Origin of the sequence: Flavobacterium pectinovorum (assembly GCF_006438875.1) — a bacterium.
Lineage (GTDB): Bacteria > Bacteroidota > Bacteroidia > Flavobacteriales > Flavobacteriaceae > Flavobacterium > Flavobacterium pectinovorum_A.
Window position 1 is genome coordinate 96,836 of sequence record NZ_RCZH01000016.1, and the last position, 17,584, is coordinate 114,419.

Sequence of the window (17,584 nt, forward strand, 5' to 3'; positions counted from 1 at the left end):
TTTTTTAAAATATTTTCATTGCTCACGATTATCTTATTTATCAAATAATATGCCAAAACTACAAAAATGTTTGGTATTATTGTATTTTTTGTGTAAATTATTTTTCATTGAATATTCTATAAGAGAATTGGCTTTTTTTATTCTCTTGTTTGCAGTTTGTTTTGTTTTTTAATAATAATTACGCAAACGCTAAATGTTAAAATAAGATGTTTTAAAGGCTTTTTGTTTTGATTATGGTATGGAAATCCGGATTTAGGTTTTTGATTCGGCTATGAAACGATTTCCATGATGCTATTTGTGGCTCCTTTATAGTCTTGAATATACGACTTGCAAATTTGACTTTTTTCTTTAAAAAAGCTTTCATCCTGAAGTAAGCGATCCAGGTTTTGTTTTAATTCATTTGTATTAGAAATAACAATGCAGCCTCCAAGATTAACCAGTTGAACAGCTTCGGCAAAATTGGAGAAATTTGGGCCAATTACAATCGGAATCCCAAAGGTTGCCGGCTCAAGGATGTTGTGAATTCCGGGATTTCCAAAACCGCCGCCTACATATGCAAGGGTTCCGTAGCTATAAATTTTTGTCAATAAACCTACAGTATCAATAATAAATACTTGGTAATTTGAAAGATCAAGACCTTCTTTCTCTGAAAATAATACAGTCGGTTTTTTGATTTGCAATTTAAGATTCAATATCTGATCGGCTTTAATGTTATGAGGCGCAATAATAAATTTTACAGTCGGAGGAGCTTCATTAATATATTCGGCTAATAAAGCTTCATCTTTTGGCCAGGAGCTTCCAATTACTATTGTAGAAGTGTTGTTTTTGAAGTTTTTAATAAAATCAAGTGTATTATCTCTTTCTAAAATGGCATTTACGCGATCAAAACGAGTATCGCCGGAAACAATCACATTGTGAAATCCAATGGCTTCAATTTTTTCTTTAGAATCTTCGTTTTGAACAAAAAAGTAAGTAAACGCTTTTAATGCATTTCTATAAAAACCGCCGTACCATTTAAAAAACATTTGGCTGTCTCTAAAAATCCCCGAAATTAAATAAGTTGGAGTTTTGCTGTTTTCTAATTCTTTTAGGTAATTCAGCCAAAATTCATATTTGATAAAAAAGGCCAATTCGGGATGTGCTAATTTCAAGAACTTTTTTGCGTTGCTTTTAGTGTCTAAAGGCAGGTAAATTGTCACATCGGCAACTGTGTTATTTTTACGCACTTCGTAACCTGAAGGGGAAAAAAAAGTGACAATAATTTTATGGTTGGAATGTTTTTCTTTAATTTTTTCGATTACCGGCAAACCTTGTTCATACTCGCCAAGAGAAGCAGAATGAAACCAAATTGTCTTATCTGTAGGTTTTATTTTATCTTCCAGAGTACTGAAAACATTTTTCCGACCATTTACAAAAAGCTTAATTTTCGGACTAAAAAGTGCTACAATTTTCAGAAAAAACCCCGCAATAGAAACAACTAAATTGTATAGAAAAAGCATCTGTTTATTTTTGTGGCTAAATTACATTTCTTTCCATTATTTTCATTGGTTTGAAGGTATTAAATAACTATTTTTGTTCCTCCTTTTAGAGAATCTGCTATAAATACAGGTCTTTAATTTTAAAAATATATTGAAAATGAAAAAAATTCAAATGGTTGACTTAAAGAGTCAATACGAAAAAATAAAAACGATTGTTGATGCTTCAATTCAAGAAGTTTTAGACACAAATACTTATATAAACGGACCTTTGGTACATCAATTTCAAAAAAATCTTGAAGATTATTTGGGAGCAAAACACGTGATTCCGTGTGCTAATGGTACAGATGCTTTGCAGATTGCCATGATGGGATTAGATTTAAAACCGGGCGATGAGGTAATTACTGCCGATTTTACTTTTGCAGCAACTGTTGAGGTAATTGCTTTATTGCAATTAACACCGGTTTTGGTAGATGTTGATATGACAAATATGAACATCGATATTGATGCAATTAAAAAAGCAATTACGCCAAAAACTAAAGCAATTGTTCCGGTACATTTATTTGGACGCGCGGCTAATATGGACGCGATTATGGAAATTGCTGCTGAACATAATTTGTATGTAATCGAAGATAATGCACAAGCAATTGGAGCTGATTATATTTCTAAATCAGGTACAAAAAGCAAAGTAGGAGTAATTGGTCATGTCGCTGCAACTTCGTTTTTCCCGTCTAAAAACTTAGGCTGTTATGGAGATGGTGGAGCAATTTTTACAAATGATGATAAATTGGCGCACATTATCCGCGGAATTGTAAATCACGGAATGTATGAGCGTTATCACCATGATGTTGTGGGAGTTAATTCACGTTTAGATAGTATTCAGGCAGGAGTTTTGAATGCAAAATTACCTTTGTTAGACGAATATAATAAAGCGCGCCGTCGTGCAGCTTCAAAATATAATGCAGCTTTTGCAGGAAATGCACACATTATTACGCCAGAATTTGATGCAAACGAAAATGATCACGTTTTTCATCAATATGTATTGAGAATTGTTGATGCGGATAGAAATGGATTATTGCAGCATTTGCAGGATAAACAAATTCCATGTGCAATTTATTATCCAATTCCGTTGCACTCGCAAAAAGCGTATGTTGATACCCGTTATAAAGAAGAGCAATTTCCGGTAACAAATCAGTTAGTGAAAGAAGTAATTGCTTTACCAATGCATACCGAATTGGATGACGAACAAATCAAATTTATTACGGATTCTGTTTTAGAATTTTTAAATAAATAATATAAAAGTTAAACCAAATAACAACAGCACAAAACAACCACAAAATGAAAGTATTAGTAACAGGAGGATTAGGATTTATTGGTTCTCACACCGTAGTCGAATTGCAAAATGAAGGCTTTGAAGTAGTGATAATTGATAATCTTTCGAATTCTACAGAAGATGTTTTAAAAGGAATTACAGCCATTACAGGAAAAACGCCTTTATTCGAAAAGTTAGATTTAAGAGAAAAAGCGTCAGTTCGGGATTTCTTTAAAAAACACAACGATGTTACCGGAGTAATTCATTTTGCAGCTTCAAAAGCAGTTGGGGAAAGTGTTGAGCAGCCTTTGTTGTATTATGAAAACAATATTGCTTCGCTGGTTTATTTGCTGCAGGAATTACAGCAAAAACCTGAGGCAAGTTTTATTTTCAGTTCTTCTTGTACTGTTTACGGTCAAGCCGAAAAAATGCCAATCACAGAAGATGCTCCTGTACAAGCAGCAATGTCTCCTTACGGAAACACGAAGCAAATAGGAGAAGAAATTATTACAGATACAGCTAAAGTTACCAATATCAGTGCGATTTTATTGCGTTATTTTAACCCGGTTGGAGCACATTCAAGCACTGAAATTGGAGAATTGCCTTTAGGAGTTCCTCAGAATTTAGTTCCTTTTATTACACAAACCGGAGTAGGTTTACGTCAGGAATTATCTGTTTTTGGAGATGATTATCCAACTCCTGACGGAACTGCAGTTCGTGATTATATCCATGTTGTAGATTTGGCAAAAGCGCACGTTATTGCATTACAGCGTTTGTTCAACAAAAAGAATTTAGCAAAAGTAGAAACGTTTAATTTAGGAACAGGAAAAGGAAGTTCAGTTCTGGAAGTAATCAATAGTTTCGAAAAAGTAAGTGATAAAAAATTACCATATGTAATTAAACCGCGCCGCGAAGGTGATATTACTGAAGCATATGCAAATACAGATAAAGCAAATAATGTTTTAGGCTGGAAAGCGCAATTAAGCTTAGACGAAGCAATGGCAAGTGCCTGGAAATGGGAGCAGAAAGTTCGCTCTTAAATAAGTTTTCAGTCGCAGTTTTCAGGTAGAGACGCACAGCAGTGCGTCTAACATTGCAACATTAAAAATCCCAAATAATTTTATATTATTTGGGATTTTTTTTAAATTATATTGTATTTTTGTAAGATTAAAATGTAGGAATTATGGATTTGGGAAAAGAAAATAAACAAAGTGCGTTTGATTTTGATGCTGAATTTGCAAAAGGATTAACATTGGAAGAAGCAAAAGCAGAATCGATTAGAAGAATTAGGGAATGGTGGGGACATGACAAGTCTAAAATTCAGAAACAAAAAACTGATTTAGAAACTTTTGATTTTGATACTGAGTTTGAAAGAGGATTAACGCCAGAAGAATTTAAAGCTGAAATGGCTAAAAGAATAAAAGCTTATCCTTGGAAACAATAATTTTCTTGAATAGATGAAAAAACAAAATCCTCATAAATATTTCGTTATGAGGATTTTTTATAGATATAGTTTTTAAGCTGAAAACTAAAAACTGAGACTGCGACTAAAAATTATGCATTAGCAGTAACTGCTTCTTTGTCAATTTTATTAATCAAACCCGCTAAAACTTTTCCAGGACCAACTTCAGTAAACAAAGTAGCGCCGTCAGCGATCATTTGTTGTACAGATTGTGTCCATTTTACTGGAGCAGTTAATTGAATAATTAAGTTCTTTTTAATTTCGTTTGCATCAGAAACAGCGCTTGCCGTAACGTTTTGATACACTGGGCAAATAGGAGCAGAGAAAGTAGTTGCTTCAATTGCAGCAGCTAATTCTTCTCTTGCAGGTTCCATCATTGGGGAGTGAAATGCTCCTCCAACAGGTAAAATTAAAGCACGTTTTGCTCCGGCAGCTTTCATTGCCTCACAAGCTTTTTCAACAGCTGTAGTTTCTCCGGAGATTACCAATTGTCCTGGGCAGTTGTAGTTTGCAGCAACAACAATTCCGTCGATAGAAGCGCAAACGTCTTCAACAATATTATCAGCTAAACCTAAAACAGCAGCCATTGTAGACGGAGTGATTTCGCATGCTTTTTGCATTGCAAGAGCACGTTGAGAAACTAATTTAAGACCATCTTCAAAAGATAAAGTTCCGTTTGCAACCAAAGCAGAGAATTCACCTAAAGAATGTCCTGCAACCATTTCTGGCTTAAAATCTTCACCTAAAGTTTTGGCTAAAATAACCGAGTGTAAAAATACAGCGGGTTGTGTAACTTTAGTTTCTTTTAGTTCTTCGGCAGTGCCTTCAAACATAATATCAGTAATTCTAAAACCTAAGATTTCGTTAGCTTTTTCAAATAATTCTTTGGCTAAAGCCGATGATTCATATAAGTCTTTGCCCATTCCTGTAAACTGTGCGCCCTGACCCGGAAATACGTATGCTTTCATTTCTCTAATTTAAAGTTGAATTTTTTTAAATTGAAAATTAGTTTCAATTGAAAGGCAAAAATAGTACTTTTTTAGCTCGTATAATCCTTAAACATATAAATCCATGCTAATCTTGAAAATCGGAGATTGAAAGAAGTGAGTAAGGTAATGACAACAGCAATAATTGGAATAATCCTTAAATCGAAATTTGTTTCAAAGAAAAACTGTGCAATACAATACGTAGCGATTCCCTGAGCTACTGTTAGTCCGTAGTTTACATACATTGCACCAAAGAAATATCCAGGTTCTTTTTGGAATTTGTAATTACAATGACTGCAATATTCATTCATTTTTGGTAAACTAAAATTCAGAAAAATATTTTTGTCTTTAAAAACTTTTCCTTCATGACAAATAGGACATTCGTTGCTTAAAATATGAGTTAATGCATTTGACATGATCTTGTTCTTTTTTATTTATACAAAGGTAATTCAGGGAGTTATAAAAGTCTTTTTTATATCTTCGCTACTTATAGCATAATAAAGACATTTTGGATGAAATTCCAATGAAGAAATTCCAAATTCCAAATTCCAAAATTCCAAGAATCTATAATCTACAATCTAAAATTTAATCGCGTATGAAAAAGTATCCAGTTTATAGTGTTCAGAATTTTAGCTGTAACGATATCCATCGTGATTTTTACGTCAATACTTTTACAGAACATTTAAAAAGTCACAGTTTTGTCGAAGAACCGCATCGACATGATTCTTATTTAATGGTCTTTTTTACGAATGGTTCAGGACAACATGAGGTTGATTTTGATCAATTCGAAATAAAAAGAGGAAGTTTATTCGTTCTCCAACCCGGGCAAATGCATCATTGGAGTTTGTCGGAAGATATTGAAGGGTTTGTTATTATTTTTTCGCAGGAATTGTATAATTTATACTTCGGCCAGAAAAAAATCAATGATTACAATTTTTATCATTCCATTTACAATCGACCGGAAATGGTTTTTGAAGAGAATGAAATGCCAAAAATAGTACCTTATTTTGATTTATTAATTCAGGAAAATAATCAAAATAATAAGTTGCAATTAGACAAAATGTTGAATTTGTTGGATTGCATTCATATAGAAATTTCCAGAAAATATAGTGAAACCTATTCGCATCAAACACATTCATACAATATTAAAATAAGTGCTTTTGAAGTACTTTTAGAAGAGTATTTTAAAACTCAAAAACTGCCGTCTTTTTATGCGGAGAAATTGAATATTACATTAAAACACTTAAACCGGATTTGTAATGAAATTTTACAAAAGACTGCAACAGAAGTTATTATGGATCGCGTAATTCTTGAAATTAAACGAATGTTAATCGATAAACAATTGTCTATAAACGAAGTTGCATACGCAGTTGGTTACGAAGATTATTCTTATTTCTCCCGGCTCTTCAAAAAACAAACCGGAATATCACCAACCGAATTTCGAAATACTTTCAGATAGTTTTTTTTGCCACGAATTTCACGAATTTTCACGAATTACTTTTTATATTAAGCTGAGAAAAAATTCGCGCACATTCGTGAAATTCGTGGCAAACTATTTTTAAAAGAAAACCCTGCACTTTTAAGAAAAGTACAGGGTTCTCAACCAACCAAATTAAATTGAAAATGCTATGATTAAGCTTGTTTTGCAAATTGCAATTCAATGTTCAAACGAACTTCTTCTCCAACTAAAACACCACCAGTTTCAAGAGCAGAGTTCCAGTTTAAACCCCAATCTTTACGATTAATTTTTCCTTCTATGCTTAAACCTACTTTTGTATTTCCCCAAGGATCAGTCATGATTCCGCTAAATTCTACTGGAAATTTTACTGATTTTGAAACCCCTTTAATACTTAAATCTCCAGTTAATTCATAATCTCCATCATCAATTTTTTTGAAAGATGAACCTTTGAAAGTTAATTTTGGATTGTTTTCAGCATCAAAAAAATCAGCACTTCTTAAGTGACCGTCTCTGTCTGCATTTGCAGTATCGATAGAAGCAATATCGCCAGAAAATTCGATTGCTGCATTTTCAAAATCATTTCCTTCTGTAGTAATTGTTGCATCGTATGTTCCAAATTTACCTGAAACATTTGTAAACATCATGTGTTTAACTTTAAAACCAATTTCTGAGTGAGTTGGGTCAATTGACCATTTTGTAGTTGCCATAATTTTTATTTTTAAATATTAAATATTAATTTCATTTTGATAGGACAAAGTTACGTTGAGAGTAATCATAAGGCACTTAACCTAGATTAAGAAATGAAAAACAATAATTTTGGGATTATTTTGAAGTATTAAATTTTGTTGCCACGAATTCCACGAATGTGCGCGAATTTTTTCTCAGCACAATCTATAAAAATTAATTCGTGAAAATTCGTGGCAACTCGACACAGATTGGAAAATTATTTTAATCCTTTTAATCTGTGGCAAAAAAAACTATTTAATTTTATTCATATAAAATGACAATGCACCGGAAGGACATTTATGAATTGTTCTATTATTTTTTCAGAAGTCGATTCCTCGGGTAAAATCCAGGGTTTTTCTTTTGGATGAAAAACATCAGGATTGTTTTTTACGCAATTGGCAGAATGAATGCATTTTCCGGATTGCCATACAATTGTGACTTCTCCGTTTGTGTATTCTTTAGTTAGGTTGTCTGGATTCATGGTTGAAAAATTTTACGGTTAGTTTTTATTTTAAAGTCAGACCAATTTCCTTTTATAAAATTAATCTTTCTTTTTTGATTTTTTAAAATTGGAACAAAAAAATAAACGATAATTAATCTGAAATTCAGATTAATTATCGTTTATCGAGAAAAGTATTAGTTGTGTTTTACGAATTAATAGTTCATCGGAATTTCCATTAAAAGAAACTCAGCATCAGTATTTGCTTTGATGTTTAAAGTTTCAAAATCAGAGATTCCCATTGCGTCACGAGTATTCAATTCCTGACCATTAATAGTTACGTTTCCTTTTAAAATGAAAGCATAAACTCCGTTTCCTTCTTTTTTTAGTTTGTATGTTGTGGCGATTCCGGCATCAAAATTTCCCATATGAAACCAGGCATCCTGATGAATCCATACCCCTTCGTCATCTGCATTTGGAGATAAAATCTGTGACAATTTATTATGTCTGTCCGCAACATCCAGCGTAATTTGTTGGTAGCGTGGTGTTACATTTCTTTTGTTTGGAAACAACCAGATTTGTAACAATTTAGTCTGATCATCTGCATTTGGATTAAACTCACTATGCTGCACTCCGGTTCCGGCACTCATTACCTGAATATCGCCATTTTTTATGATTTCAGTATTTCCCATACTGTCTTTGTGCGCCAAATCTCCTTCTAACGGAATCGTAATGATTTCCATATTATCGTGAGGATGCGTTCCGAAACCCATTCCGCCTGCAATCGTGTCATCGTTCAAAACGCGAAGTGCGCCAAACTGAATTCTTTCAGGATTATACCAGCTTGCAAAACTAAAACTATGATAAGCATTAAGCCATCCGTGATTTGCGTTTCCTCTTGTTTCTGCTTTGTGTAATACTATATTTTCCATGATGATATGTGTTTTGTTATTTTGATAGTACAAATTTACGATCAACATCAATGAAAAGCACTTAATGTAGATTAAGTTCTTTTTAGGTTCAAAGTTGCAGAGGTTCAAAGGGACAAAGGTTTTAACGTAGAGGCGCACAGCAGTGCGTCTAACACACAGTTTGTCATCTCGACGAAGGAGAGATCACACAAGTGGCTCGACAAAGATTGAAGATTATTGGATCGGAGTTTCTAGTGTGATCTCCTTCGTCGAGATGACAAGATTGCGAGAAGATATGTTTAGATAATTATATTCAAAGTGAAATAAAACTTTGCGACTTCGCGTCTTTGCGAGATTTTAAAAAACTCTTACTATTTGATTTTGATTAATTTCCCTTTTCCAACTACTTCGTCAAGGTAATTCGCAGCCGAACTTTGCTTATCATGCATGTAAAATAGAATAGTGTCTTTTTTGATTTGATCTTTTGAAATACTTATAATTAAATCAGTATTTATGAAATTATCTAATAGTATTATATTGCCATATGATATTTTTCCTTTTGGCATATATTTGTTATCAAACTTAAAAACACTGTCATTAAAAGTAATTTTATCTTTTTGGATGTAGAAATTGCTGTCTTCTATTAAATAATTATAACGACCGGTAAGTTTGTCTGTTTTCTGGTTTAGATTAATAAAAAGCAGCGTTATTATTAAAGTGAAATATTTCATAGTATTTTAGCTAAATTGACTAATAAACTGCTGCACAACCGCATCAGTATTCTCATGACGTTTTTTCTTCTCCAAAGCAATTGGTGGTGCCGCCCTTTCTAAGCAATCTTTTACATCGCAGGTTTCACAGGTAACCCCAACAATTCTTTTAACTAAAGGTTTTCCTTCAATAAATTTGAATTTCTTTTTCATTGTTGGATTAATTAAAATTCCAACAGAAATACTGCGAATATTGTCTTTTATAAATGGATCTTTTGTTGCCGATGAAAAAACCAAATATTCATTTCCGCTATGAACATAACTGGATATTTGTGCATCAAAAAAGTGAGGTTTGTTTTGTCTGATCGCTTCGTCAATGGTTTTTACCGAAACCCATCTTCTGCAATAATGCTCATTTGTTTCGTTGGCGTGTGGTTCTTGCTGGTTTGTAATATGTAATTCTTTCTTAATCTGATAAAAATCAGAACCAATTTTATGGGACATTCTTAAAAAAAATAAATTCTTCAGATGAAAATCTTTCGGTAATAAATTGGTTAATCTCTGGTAAAATGATTCCGGAGAAACCTCGAAACTTTCTATTAAAGCGACAAATTCTTCCGGATTTGGTTTTTCGTTAGTCAGAAAATCATTGATTTTGTCAACGACCAATTGTCTGGGTAATAATAGCGCTCCGGCAAAATAAGAAGCATAAAAATTATGTAAAACCTGATCGAAGTTTTCGAACTTGATCCAACTGAAAGTTAGTAAACGATCTGATATATTTAGATAATTATAGGCAATTTCTTTGGCTAAAATAAAAGCCTTTTGCGGATCATCAATTTCTGTCGACAATAATAAAGTTTTGCTTTTTGGAACATAAATCGAACGTAAATCTTCTAAAGCTTCCTGATCTGTAAAAGCAATTTCTTTTATCTTATAATCGAATTCTTCTTTAAGAATAGCTTCCAATTCTTCAATCGTGATTTTAGAATCTAAATTGATTTGAAAAGATTTTGAAAAAGCAATTACTTTTTCTTCAAGATCTTCAAAATAATTACTGTGCGCTTCCTGATAAGATCTTAAAGCCGCAAGAAAGAAACTTTCTCTGCTTAAATTATAATGTTGAGCGATTTCGATAATCGTACTAATAAAGGCATTGACTTTTGCAGGAGCATTGGCGATAATATCAATTAAATCGGCTTCCTGAATTCCAAAAAGCTCTAGTGGAATCTCTTTTAAAATTCCTGATTTTAAGATTTCACCAATCGGAGCGAGGTTATTATCCAGTTTTAAAGACACCATTTGGTCGTAAGGAACGTCCAGATGTTCACATAAGAGTAAAATTTTGTCCGTTTTTGGATATTTTTTTCCCTTTTCAATTTCGTTTAAGTACGATTTTGAAAGATTTGTCAATTTGGCTAAGCCAAAAAGGGAAAGATTTTTTTGAGTTCGAACCTGTTTCAGTTTTAGCCCAAATATCAGCTTTATATAGTCTTTTTCAATATCCATAAATCAAATATAACCAATTAAAAAATAATCGCCAAAAAATTATTTTTAATATTTAGCGAACGTTCGCTTGTTTTGTAAAAAACTTTTTTCTAATATTGTGGTGTAGAAAATATTAACCGTCAGATTGTTATAATAATAATTGTCCTAAAAAGGCAGAAACGAGAAAACAATTGATGACTAATTAAAATTAGCAGCTATGAAAAACCAATTAGAGATTACCGAGACGGCAATGGAATTTTTAGCCGAAAAGAACCTTTCTTATCCAAAGATCTGGACCGAAGAAGCGATTGTTTTTATAACCGATTTGCATCGAAAATTCGAATCGCAACGAAAAATACTGATGTTGCAACGCGATCAAAAACAAGTCACTTTTGATCAGGGAATAATGCCAACTTTTCAAGCAGAAACTAAAGCCGTCAGAGAAAGCAATTGGGTAGCAGGAGAAATTCCGAAAGATTTATTGGACAGAAGAGTTGAAATTACGGGACCGGTTGATCGCAAAATGATAATCAACGCATTGAATTCAGGAGCAAAAACTTTTATGGCTGATTTTGAAGATAGTACTTCTCCAACCTGGCAAAATTTAATGGATGGTCAACTGAATTTGATTGATGCTGTGAATAAAACAATTTCATATACAGATTTGGCTAAACATAAATCGTATCAACTAAATGAAAAGATTGCCACGCTAATTGTTCGTCCAAGAGGATTGCATCTGCCGGAAAAACATCTTCTGATTGATGGAAATGAAGTTTCTGGTTCTTTGGTAGATTTTGGATTGTATGTTTTTCATAATCATAAAAGATTACTGGAAAATAATTCGGGACCATATTTCTATATTCCAAAATTAGAACATTATCTGGAAGCGCGCTGGTGGACTACTGTAATTGATTTTACTGAGGATTATTTAAAATTAGAACGTGGCACCATTAAAGTGACGGTTTTGATTGAAACCATAACAGCAAGTTTTCAATTGGATGAAATCATTTATGAGTTGAAAGAACATATTGTTGGGCTGAATTGTGGCCGTTGGGATTACATTTTTTCTTATATCAAAAAGTTTAGAAAAAATCCAAAATTCATTGTTCCGGATCGTGATCAGGTAAATATGACTTCGCCTTTTATGAATGCATACTCGAATTTGGTGATCCAAAGATGTCATAAAAGAGGAATTCACGCAATTGGCGGAATGGCGGCTCAAATTCCGATTAAGAATAATGAAGAAGCAAATGCTGCTGCTTTTGCAAAAGTAAAAACAGATAAAGAACGTGAAGTTCGAAACGGTCACGACGGAACCTGGGTAGCGCATCCGGATTTGGTTGCAATAGCAAAAGAAATTTTTGATAAAGGAATGCCAACTCCAAATCAAATTCACATTAAAAGAGAATATCGCAAAATAACGGAAGAAGATTTAATTGAACCACCAATTGGAATCATTACGGAAAATGGTGTTCGCAAAAATATCAATGTTGGAGTTTTGTATTTGGCTTCGTGGTTAAACGGACAAGGTGCAGCAGCCTTACATAATTTAATGGAAGATGCGGCAACGGCCGAAATTTCAAGATCGCAATTGTGGCAATGGCTTCAGAATAAAGTGGTTTTGGATAATGGTCGCAATCTGGATTTGACCTATTATCACGAATTGGCTTTAGATGAATTTAAAAAAATCAAAGATGAATTGGGCGAAGAAAATCACGAAAAACGCCAATTTCCTCTAGCCGAAAAAGTCTTGGACAGATTGGTTGTAAATCCCGATTTCGTTGATTTTTTAACCATTCCGTGTTACAAATATTTATAAAGAATTAAAAATTTGGAATTAAAAATTAAAAATCTGCCTGATTTGCTAAATCTGCGGGCGAATAATTTTTCACGCAGATTTAGCAGATGAAATGAGAATATTTTTTTTAAACACATAGAAACATAGATTTTAGTTTATAATAAAAAAGGTAAAAGAAAAAACTAGTTTTCACACATAGCTATGTGTATGAATGCAAGTGAAACGCCTTTAACCACAAAGAAAATCTATACTTCTATGTGTTTAAAAAAATAAAACTCAACAATTAGAAAATGCTTTTTTAAGTCTCAGTAAAAACTGAAAACTGCGACTGAAAACTGAAAAACTATATTACTCACTAACCAACTTAAACTATATTATTTATGAAAACAACAGAAGACAGAATTCAGGAATTGATTAACGATTGGATCACGAACCCAAGATGGAAAGGTGTTGAACGCCCTTATACTGCTACAGAAGTGGTTACTCTTCAAGGTTCGTATCAAATTGAGCACTCTATTGCCAAAATGGGAGCGCAAAAATTATGGAGAAAGTTAAAAAGTCAGGATTATGTTGCTGGTTTGGGCGCATTAACGGGAAATCAGGCGATTCAGGAAGTCGATGCTGGTCTTGAAGCGATTTATTTAAGTGGCTGGCAAGTTGCGGCTGATGCAAATTTGGCAGGAGAAATGTATCCTGATCAATCGCTTTATCCTGTAAATAGTGTACCAATTGTAGTAAAAAAAATTAATAATGCTTTATTGAGAGCTGATCAGATTCAGGTTGTAAATGAGGTTGAAGATAAAAAAGATTATTTGGTTCCGATTGTGGCTGATGCCGAAGCAGGTTTTGGCGGAAATCTAAATGCATTTGAATTGATGAAATCAATGATCGAAGCGGGAGCTTCAGGCGTTCATTTTGAAGATCAGTTAAGTTCAGCAAAAAAATGCGGGCATTTAGGAGGGAAAGTTTTGGTGCCAACGCAGGAAGCGATAAATAAACTGATTGCAGCTCGTTTGGCGGCAGATGTTATGGGAGTTTCAACGCTTATCGTTGCGAGAACAGATGCTGATGCAGCAAATTTATTAACCAGTGATGCTGACCCAAGAGATGCTAAATTTATTACAGGCGAAAAAACGAATGAAGGTTTCTTCTATGTAAACAGCGGAATCGATCAGGGAATTGCGAGAGGTTTGAGCTACGCTCCTTATGCCGATTTAATTTGGATGGAAACTAGTAATCCGGATTTGGTTTATGCTAAAAAGTTTGCTGACGCTATGAAAAAAGAATTTCCGGATAAGATGTTAGCGTACAATTGTTCGCCTTCTTTTAACTGGGCTGCAAAATTATCTGTTGCAGAAATGGAGACATTCAGAGAAGATTTGGCAGCAATGGGTTATAAATTCCAATTTATTACTTTGGCAGGATTCCATGCTTTAAATACCAGTATGTTTGAATTGTCTAAAGCATACAAAGAACGCGGAATGGCTGGATATTCTGAATTGCAGGAAAGAGAATTCGCTTTACAGCAAAGCGGATTCAGAGCGGTAAAACATCAGGCTTTTGTGGGAACTTCTTATTTTGATGCCGTTCAAAATACGGTAACAATAGGAAAATCAACAACTACAGCAATGAAACATTCTACTGAGGTTGAGCAATTTTAATTCAATAAAAAACCAGTTCAACATTGAACTGGTTTTTCTTTTTTACCATTAAGATATTAAGTTTCATAAAGAAATACTTAGCTGGATGCATTGATTTTAACACATAGTGACATAGCTTTTCTTTTTTTAAAAAGGCGCTTCACTGGTCTAAATACACATAGCTATGTGTGAAAATCTAGATTTTTTAAAAGAATCTTTTTTTAATTTTTAGATCTATTTTCTATGTGTTAAATAATACTTCTATGAATTATATTTAATTTTTTAAGCTTAATTTTTCTTAATCTCTTAATGGTGAAATTATTTTTATTTCTTCAAAAGCCTGGCTTTCATTTTACTGAAAAATTCCGGTGTTACGCCAATGAAAGACGCGATTTGTTTTTGAGGCACTTTATAAACCAGAGTTCCATATTTATTGCAAAATTTCTCAAATCTTTCTTCTGCAGGCAAACTGAGATTGTCCATCAATCGCTGTTGATTGGCAACCAATGAATTTTCAATTAGAATTCTGAAAAAACGTTCTAATTTTGGAATCTCAAGATACAATTGTTCTTGGTTTTCTTTGGATAATGAAACTACTTCTGCATCTTCTAAAACTTCTATAAAAAGCTGTCCCGGTTTTTGCGAAAAAAAGCTGTACATATCACTCATCCACCAACCTGCACAGGCAAATGACAGAACATGTTCGACAATATTATCGTTGATATTGAAGCTTCTTAAAATTCCCGAATTGACAAAATAAGAATGTTTACAAACTTCGCCGGCATTTAATAAAATCGTTTTGGCTTTGTAAGTCTTTGTTTCTAATTTAGATAAAAAATGAGCTTGCTCTTCAGGAGTTAGAGAAACGTGTTTGGCAATGTTTTCAAGAATTAACTCCATTATTTTTCTTTAAGTAAAGTGAATGATGTGGCTTTAAAACGGCCGTTTTCTACTTTTCCGGTAACCGAAGCTTTACGGATTGCGTTGCAAAAACCATCTTTGGCATGTGCATCACCATGTTTGTCAATTGTTGTTCCATCAACGAAATAAGCTTTTCCGTCAATGCGAACGGCTAAATCACAGCTTTTGCCTTTCATTCCAAATTGGCATTCGCCACAAGATACTTCAACGATTAGAGGCTCGTCAATAATTATTGTTTTTTGTGCCTGTGTTGAAATTCCCATAAATAGGAATAGTATAAATAGTACTTTTTTCATTTTTAAGAATTTACAGTGATTAATTTTGAAGTCGTTTTGGCGCGTTCTACAATTTCTTCGATTGGAGTTGCCAGTGAATCGTAACTTAAGACAACACCCATTCGGCGATAAGGTCTTGAAGTTGGTTTTCCGAAGATTCTGAAATCAGTTTTTGGTAAAGCAGCTACTTTTTTAATTCCGGCAAAAGTTGGATTGCTGGAATCTTCAGATGCTAAAATTACGGCGCTTGCTCCGGCTTTTTCCAATGTAATTTCGAAAATAGGCAAGCTTAAAATGGCACGTAAATGCAATTCGAATTCGTTGAAGTTTTGTGTTCCTGCTAAGGTTACCATTCCGGTATCGTGTGGGCGAGGAGAAAGTTCAGAGAAATAAACACCATCATTTGTCAGGAAAAATTCAACTCCAAAAAGACCTGCTCCACCCAATGCTTCGGTAATTTTTTCGGCCATATCCTGCGCTTCGTACAAATCAGCTTCAGAAACTTTTGCGGGTTGCCAGCTTTCCTGATAATCGCCACGCTCTTGTCGGTGGCCAATTGGTGCACAAAAAAGCGTTGGATTGTTATTTTGAGTAATCGTTAAAAGCGTAATTTCCGAATTGAAATCTACAAATGCTTCTACAATAACTTCGATAACATCGCCACGCGAACCTGCAACAGCATATTGCCATGCTTTCTCGATATCATTTTCGGTTTTTATGGTCGATTGTCCTTTTCCGGAAGAAGACATTAAAGGTTTTACAACACACGGAATTCCAACTTCCTGAACGGCTTTTTGAAGTTCTTCTGCCGAAGTTGCGTATTGATATTTGGCTGTTTTTAGTCCAAGTTCTTTTGAAGCTAAATCACGAATGGCTTTGCGATTCATAGTAAAGTTTGCTGCTTTCGCAGAAGGAACTACAGTAATACCTTGTTTTTCGTAATCGTAAAAACGTTCGGTACGAATGGCTTCTATTTCGGGAACTATAAAATCGGGTTTGTGTTTGGCTACGATTCGGTCAAGAGCTTCGCCGTCGAGCATATTGATGACTTCAAAACCATGTGCAACTTGCATCGCAGGGGCATTTTCGTAACTGTCAACTGCAATTATGGTTTGTCCGATTCGTTGTGCGGCAATGACAAATTCTTTGCCTAATTCGCCTGAACCTAGGAGTAGTATTTTCATTTTGTTTAATTTAGAGGTTGGGTATTTTGGCTTGCTTTTACAATTATCAAACTGCTTATAAAAGTTAAAAACATTAATATAAATGATAGAAATAAAATCGTTAATAGTGAAAATAAAATTTGATACGGAATTTGCACATTAAATACTGATGAAATTCCGTTTCCGAATAATCCAATAAGATATATTGTAAAAAGAGCGGTTATAATTTTTGAACTTACTCCGAAAGAAAATTGGGAACAAGCTTTGAAATAATGAACTTGATTTAATGATGTGCTTATTTTTTTAGAGGTATTCCAAAATAGAAAAACTATAAATAATGGAAATAAAATCCCCCAGAAAATTGGATTCCAAAACATACCGAAATTGCAAATTTGTATGCATTGAAAAATAAAATAGCTGTTTGAAAATATTAATAAGGGAAAAAAAAGACACACAAAAAATCCAGCTATAATTGAATGCTTTTGGATGCTATTTTTGGTTTCCATTTAAATTTAGTTTTGAGAGTAAAGATAAATAAAATGAAATTTATTCTCACGCAGATTTTGCAGATTCGGCAGATTTAATTTAAATGAAAATTTAATTTTTACGCAAAGTAATCATATAGTTTGTCATTTCGACGCAGGAGAAATCTTCGCAAGAAGCTCGACAAAGATTAGCGATTTTCTTTGTCGATTTACGAGTGTGATTTCTCCCTTCGGTCGAAATGACAAGATTGTGAGGTAATTGCACTTAGTAAACAAATGTTCTTGTTTTACGGTTTGCGTGAGGGATAGAAGAGAAAAGCCCACAGCCTGACGA

General features: G+C 33.6%; 17 protein-coding genes and 1 pseudogene. 6 read left to right on the plus strand and 12 right to left on the minus strand.

What is annotated here, in order from left to right:
- Window positions 1-269: 269 nt before the first annotated feature.
- Complete coding sequence (locus EAH81_RS20775; protein ID WP_140510841.1) at window positions 270-1,499, minus strand: 3-deoxy-D-manno-octulosonic acid transferase; 1,230 nt, start codon at window positions 1,497-1,499, stop codon at window positions 270-272.
- A 136-nt stretch (window positions 1,500-1,635) separates the two neighbouring features.
- Here EAH81_RS20775 and EAH81_RS20780 point away from each other — a divergent pair, with 136 nt between their 5' ends.
- From EAH81_RS20780 to EAH81_RS20790, 3 genes are all read left to right on the plus strand, one after another.
- A complete protein-coding gene (locus tag EAH81_RS20780; RefSeq protein WP_140510843.1) occupies window positions 1,636-2,769 on the plus strand; it encodes a DegT/DnrJ/EryC1/StrS family aminotransferase in 1,134 nt (377 codons plus the stop codon).
- Between the two features lie 44 nt (window positions 2,770-2,813).
- The gene (gene galE, locus EAH81_RS20785) at window positions 2,814-3,827 is read left to right on the plus strand and encodes a UDP-glucose 4-epimerase GalE (protein ID WP_140510845.1); all 1,014 of its coding nucleotides are present in this window, start codon (window positions 2,814-2,816) and stop codon (window positions 3,825-3,827) included.
- 143 nt (window positions 3,828-3,970) lie between these two features.
- Window positions 3,971-4,231 carry a hypothetical protein gene (locus EAH81_RS20790; protein ID WP_140510847.1) on the plus strand — a complete coding sequence of 87 codons (261 nt, stop codon included), beginning with the start codon at window positions 3,971-3,973 and terminating at the stop codon, window positions 4,229-4,231.
- Between the two features lie 110 nt (window positions 4,232-4,341).
- On the opposite strand, the gene fabD is transcribed toward EAH81_RS20790, so the two are convergent.
- Entirely contained in the window at window positions 4,342-5,217 is an 876-nt protein-coding gene (fabD, locus tag EAH81_RS20795; protein WP_140510849.1) for an ACP S-malonyltransferase, read from the minus strand.
- Between the two features lie 71 nt (window positions 5,218-5,288).
- Complete coding sequence (locus EAH81_RS20800) at window positions 5,289-5,651, minus strand: DUF983 domain-containing protein (protein WP_140510851.1); 363 nt, start codon at window positions 5,649-5,651, stop codon at window positions 5,289-5,291.
- A gap of 179 nt (window positions 5,652-5,830) precedes the next feature.
- Between EAH81_RS20800 and EAH81_RS20805 the strand changes: the two genes are divergently transcribed.
- A complete protein-coding gene (locus EAH81_RS20805) occupies window positions 5,831-6,694 on the plus strand; it encodes an AraC family transcriptional regulator (protein ID WP_140510853.1) in 864 nt (287 codons plus the stop codon).
- A gap of 173 nt (window positions 6,695-6,867) precedes the next feature.
- On the opposite strand, the gene EAH81_RS20810 is transcribed toward EAH81_RS20805, so the two are convergent.
- The 5 genes and pseudogenes from EAH81_RS20810 to EAH81_RS20830 form a co-directional block, all read right to left on the minus strand.
- Window positions 6,868-7,401, minus strand: a complete 534-nt coding sequence (locus EAH81_RS20810; protein ID WP_140510855.1) for a YceI family protein — start codon at window positions 7,399-7,401, stop codon at window positions 6,868-6,870.
- Window positions 7,402-7,671: 270 nt separating this feature from the next.
- Window positions 7,672-7,901: pseudogene (locus EAH81_RS20815) on the minus strand ((4Fe-4S)-binding protein).
- Window positions 7,902-8,074: 173 nt separating this feature from the next.
- Window positions 8,075-8,791, minus strand: a complete 717-nt coding sequence (locus tag EAH81_RS20820; RefSeq protein ID WP_140510857.1) for a pirin family protein — start codon at window positions 8,789-8,791, stop codon at window positions 8,075-8,077.
- 350 nt (window positions 8,792-9,141) lie between these two features.
- Window positions 9,142-9,501, minus strand: a complete 360-nt coding sequence (locus tag EAH81_RS20825; RefSeq protein ID WP_140510859.1) for a hypothetical protein — start codon at window positions 9,499-9,501, stop codon at window positions 9,142-9,144.
- A gap of 6 nt (window positions 9,502-9,507) precedes the next feature.
- Complete coding sequence (locus tag EAH81_RS20830; RefSeq protein ID WP_140510861.1) at window positions 9,508-10,989, minus strand: helix-turn-helix domain-containing protein; 1,482 nt, start codon at window positions 10,987-10,989, stop codon at window positions 9,508-9,510.
- Between the two features lie 196 nt (window positions 10,990-11,185).
- Here EAH81_RS20830 and aceB point away from each other — a divergent pair, with 196 nt between their 5' ends.
- Together aceB and aceA are read left to right on the plus strand one after the other, a co-directional pair.
- Entirely contained in the window at window positions 11,186-12,787 is a 1,602-nt protein-coding gene (gene aceB / locus EAH81_RS20835; protein ID WP_140510863.1) for a malate synthase A, read from the plus strand.
- Between the two features lie 359 nt (window positions 12,788-13,146).
- Window positions 13,147-14,427, plus strand: a complete 1,281-nt coding sequence (gene aceA, locus EAH81_RS20840; RefSeq protein ID WP_140510866.1) for an isocitrate lyase — start codon at window positions 13,147-13,149, stop codon at window positions 14,425-14,427.
- A gap of 303 nt (window positions 14,428-14,730) precedes the next feature.
- Here the strand turns inward: aceA and EAH81_RS20845 are convergent, their stop codons facing one another.
- From EAH81_RS20845 to EAH81_RS20860, 4 genes are read right to left on the minus strand one after another with little or no spacing between them, the layout of a single operon-like run.
- A complete protein-coding gene (locus EAH81_RS20845) occupies window positions 14,731-15,306 on the minus strand; it encodes a Crp/Fnr family transcriptional regulator (RefSeq protein WP_140510868.1) in 576 nt (191 codons plus the stop codon).
- The gene (locus tag EAH81_RS20850; protein ID WP_140510870.1) at window positions 15,306-15,623 is read right to left on the minus strand and encodes a DUF6370 family protein; all 318 of its coding nucleotides are present in this window, start codon (window positions 15,621-15,623) and stop codon (window positions 15,306-15,308) included. The genes EAH81_RS20845 and EAH81_RS20850 overlap by 1 nt, the downstream gene beginning before the upstream one ends.
- A gap of 2 nt (window positions 15,624-15,625) precedes the next feature.
- A complete protein-coding gene (purT, locus tag EAH81_RS20855) occupies window positions 15,626-16,786 on the minus strand; it encodes a formate-dependent phosphoribosylglycinamide formyltransferase (RefSeq protein WP_140510872.1) in 1,161 nt (386 codons plus the stop codon).
- A gap of 5 nt (window positions 16,787-16,791) precedes the next feature.
- Window positions 16,792-17,271, minus strand: a complete 480-nt coding sequence (locus EAH81_RS20860) for a hypothetical protein (protein WP_140510874.1) — start codon at window positions 17,269-17,271, stop codon at window positions 16,792-16,794.
- Between the last annotated feature and the right edge of the window lie 313 nt (window positions 17,272-17,584).

Bases quoted from the DNA above. Each gene is read 5' to 3' on its own strand.
- EAH81_RS20775 (WP_140510841.1), bottom strand. From the start codon at position 1,499: ATGCTTTTTCTATACAATTTAGTTGTTTCTATTGCGGGGTTTTTTCTG.
- EAH81_RS20780 (WP_140510843.1), top strand. From the start codon at position 1,636: ATGAAAAAAATTCAAATGGTTGACTTAAAGAGTCAATACGAAAAAATA.
- galE (WP_140510845.1), top strand. From the start codon at position 2,814: ATGAAAGTATTAGTAACAGGAGGATTAGGATTTATTGGTTCTCACACC.
- EAH81_RS20790 (WP_140510847.1), top strand. From the start codon at position 3,971: ATGGATTTGGGAAAAGAAAATAAACAAAGTGCGTTTGATTTTGATGCT.
- fabD (WP_140510849.1), bottom strand. From the start codon at position 5,217: ATGAAAGCATACGTATTTCCGGGTCAGGGCGCACAGTTTACAGGAATG.
- EAH81_RS20800 (WP_140510851.1), bottom strand. From the start codon at position 5,651: ATGTCAAATGCATTAACTCATATTTTAAGCAACGAATGTCCTATTTGT.
- EAH81_RS20805 (WP_140510853.1), top strand. From the start codon at position 5,831: ATGAAAAAGTATCCAGTTTATAGTGTTCAGAATTTTAGCTGTAACGAT.
- EAH81_RS20810 (WP_140510855.1), bottom strand. From the start codon at position 7,401: ATGGCAACTACAAAATGGTCAATTGACCCAACTCACTCAGAAATTGGT.
- EAH81_RS20820 (WP_140510857.1), bottom strand. From the start codon at position 8,791: ATGGAAAATATAGTATTACACAAAGCAGAAACAAGAGGAAACGCAAAT.
- EAH81_RS20825 (WP_140510859.1), bottom strand. From the start codon at position 9,501: ATGAAATATTTCACTTTAATAATAACGCTGCTTTTTATTAATCTAAAC.
- EAH81_RS20830 (WP_140510861.1), bottom strand. From the start codon at position 10,989: ATGGATATTGAAAAAGACTATATAAAGCTGATATTTGGGCTAAAACTG.
- aceB (WP_140510863.1), top strand. From the start codon at position 11,186: ATGAAAAACCAATTAGAGATTACCGAGACGGCAATGGAATTTTTAGCC.
- aceA (WP_140510866.1), top strand. From the start codon at position 13,147: ATGAAAACAACAGAAGACAGAATTCAGGAATTGATTAACGATTGGATC.
- EAH81_RS20845 (WP_140510868.1), bottom strand. From the start codon at position 15,306: ATGGAGTTAATTCTTGAAAACATTGCCAAACACGTTTCTCTAACTCCT.
- EAH81_RS20850 (WP_140510870.1), bottom strand. From the start codon at position 15,623: ATGAAAAAAGTACTATTTATACTATTCCTATTTATGGGAATTTCAACA.
- purT (WP_140510872.1), bottom strand. From the start codon at position 16,786: ATGAAAATACTACTCCTAGGTTCAGGCGAATTAGGCAAAGAATTTGTC.
- EAH81_RS20860 (WP_140510874.1), bottom strand. From the start codon at position 17,271: ATGGAAACCAAAAATAGCATCCAAAAGCATTCAATTATAGCTGGATTT.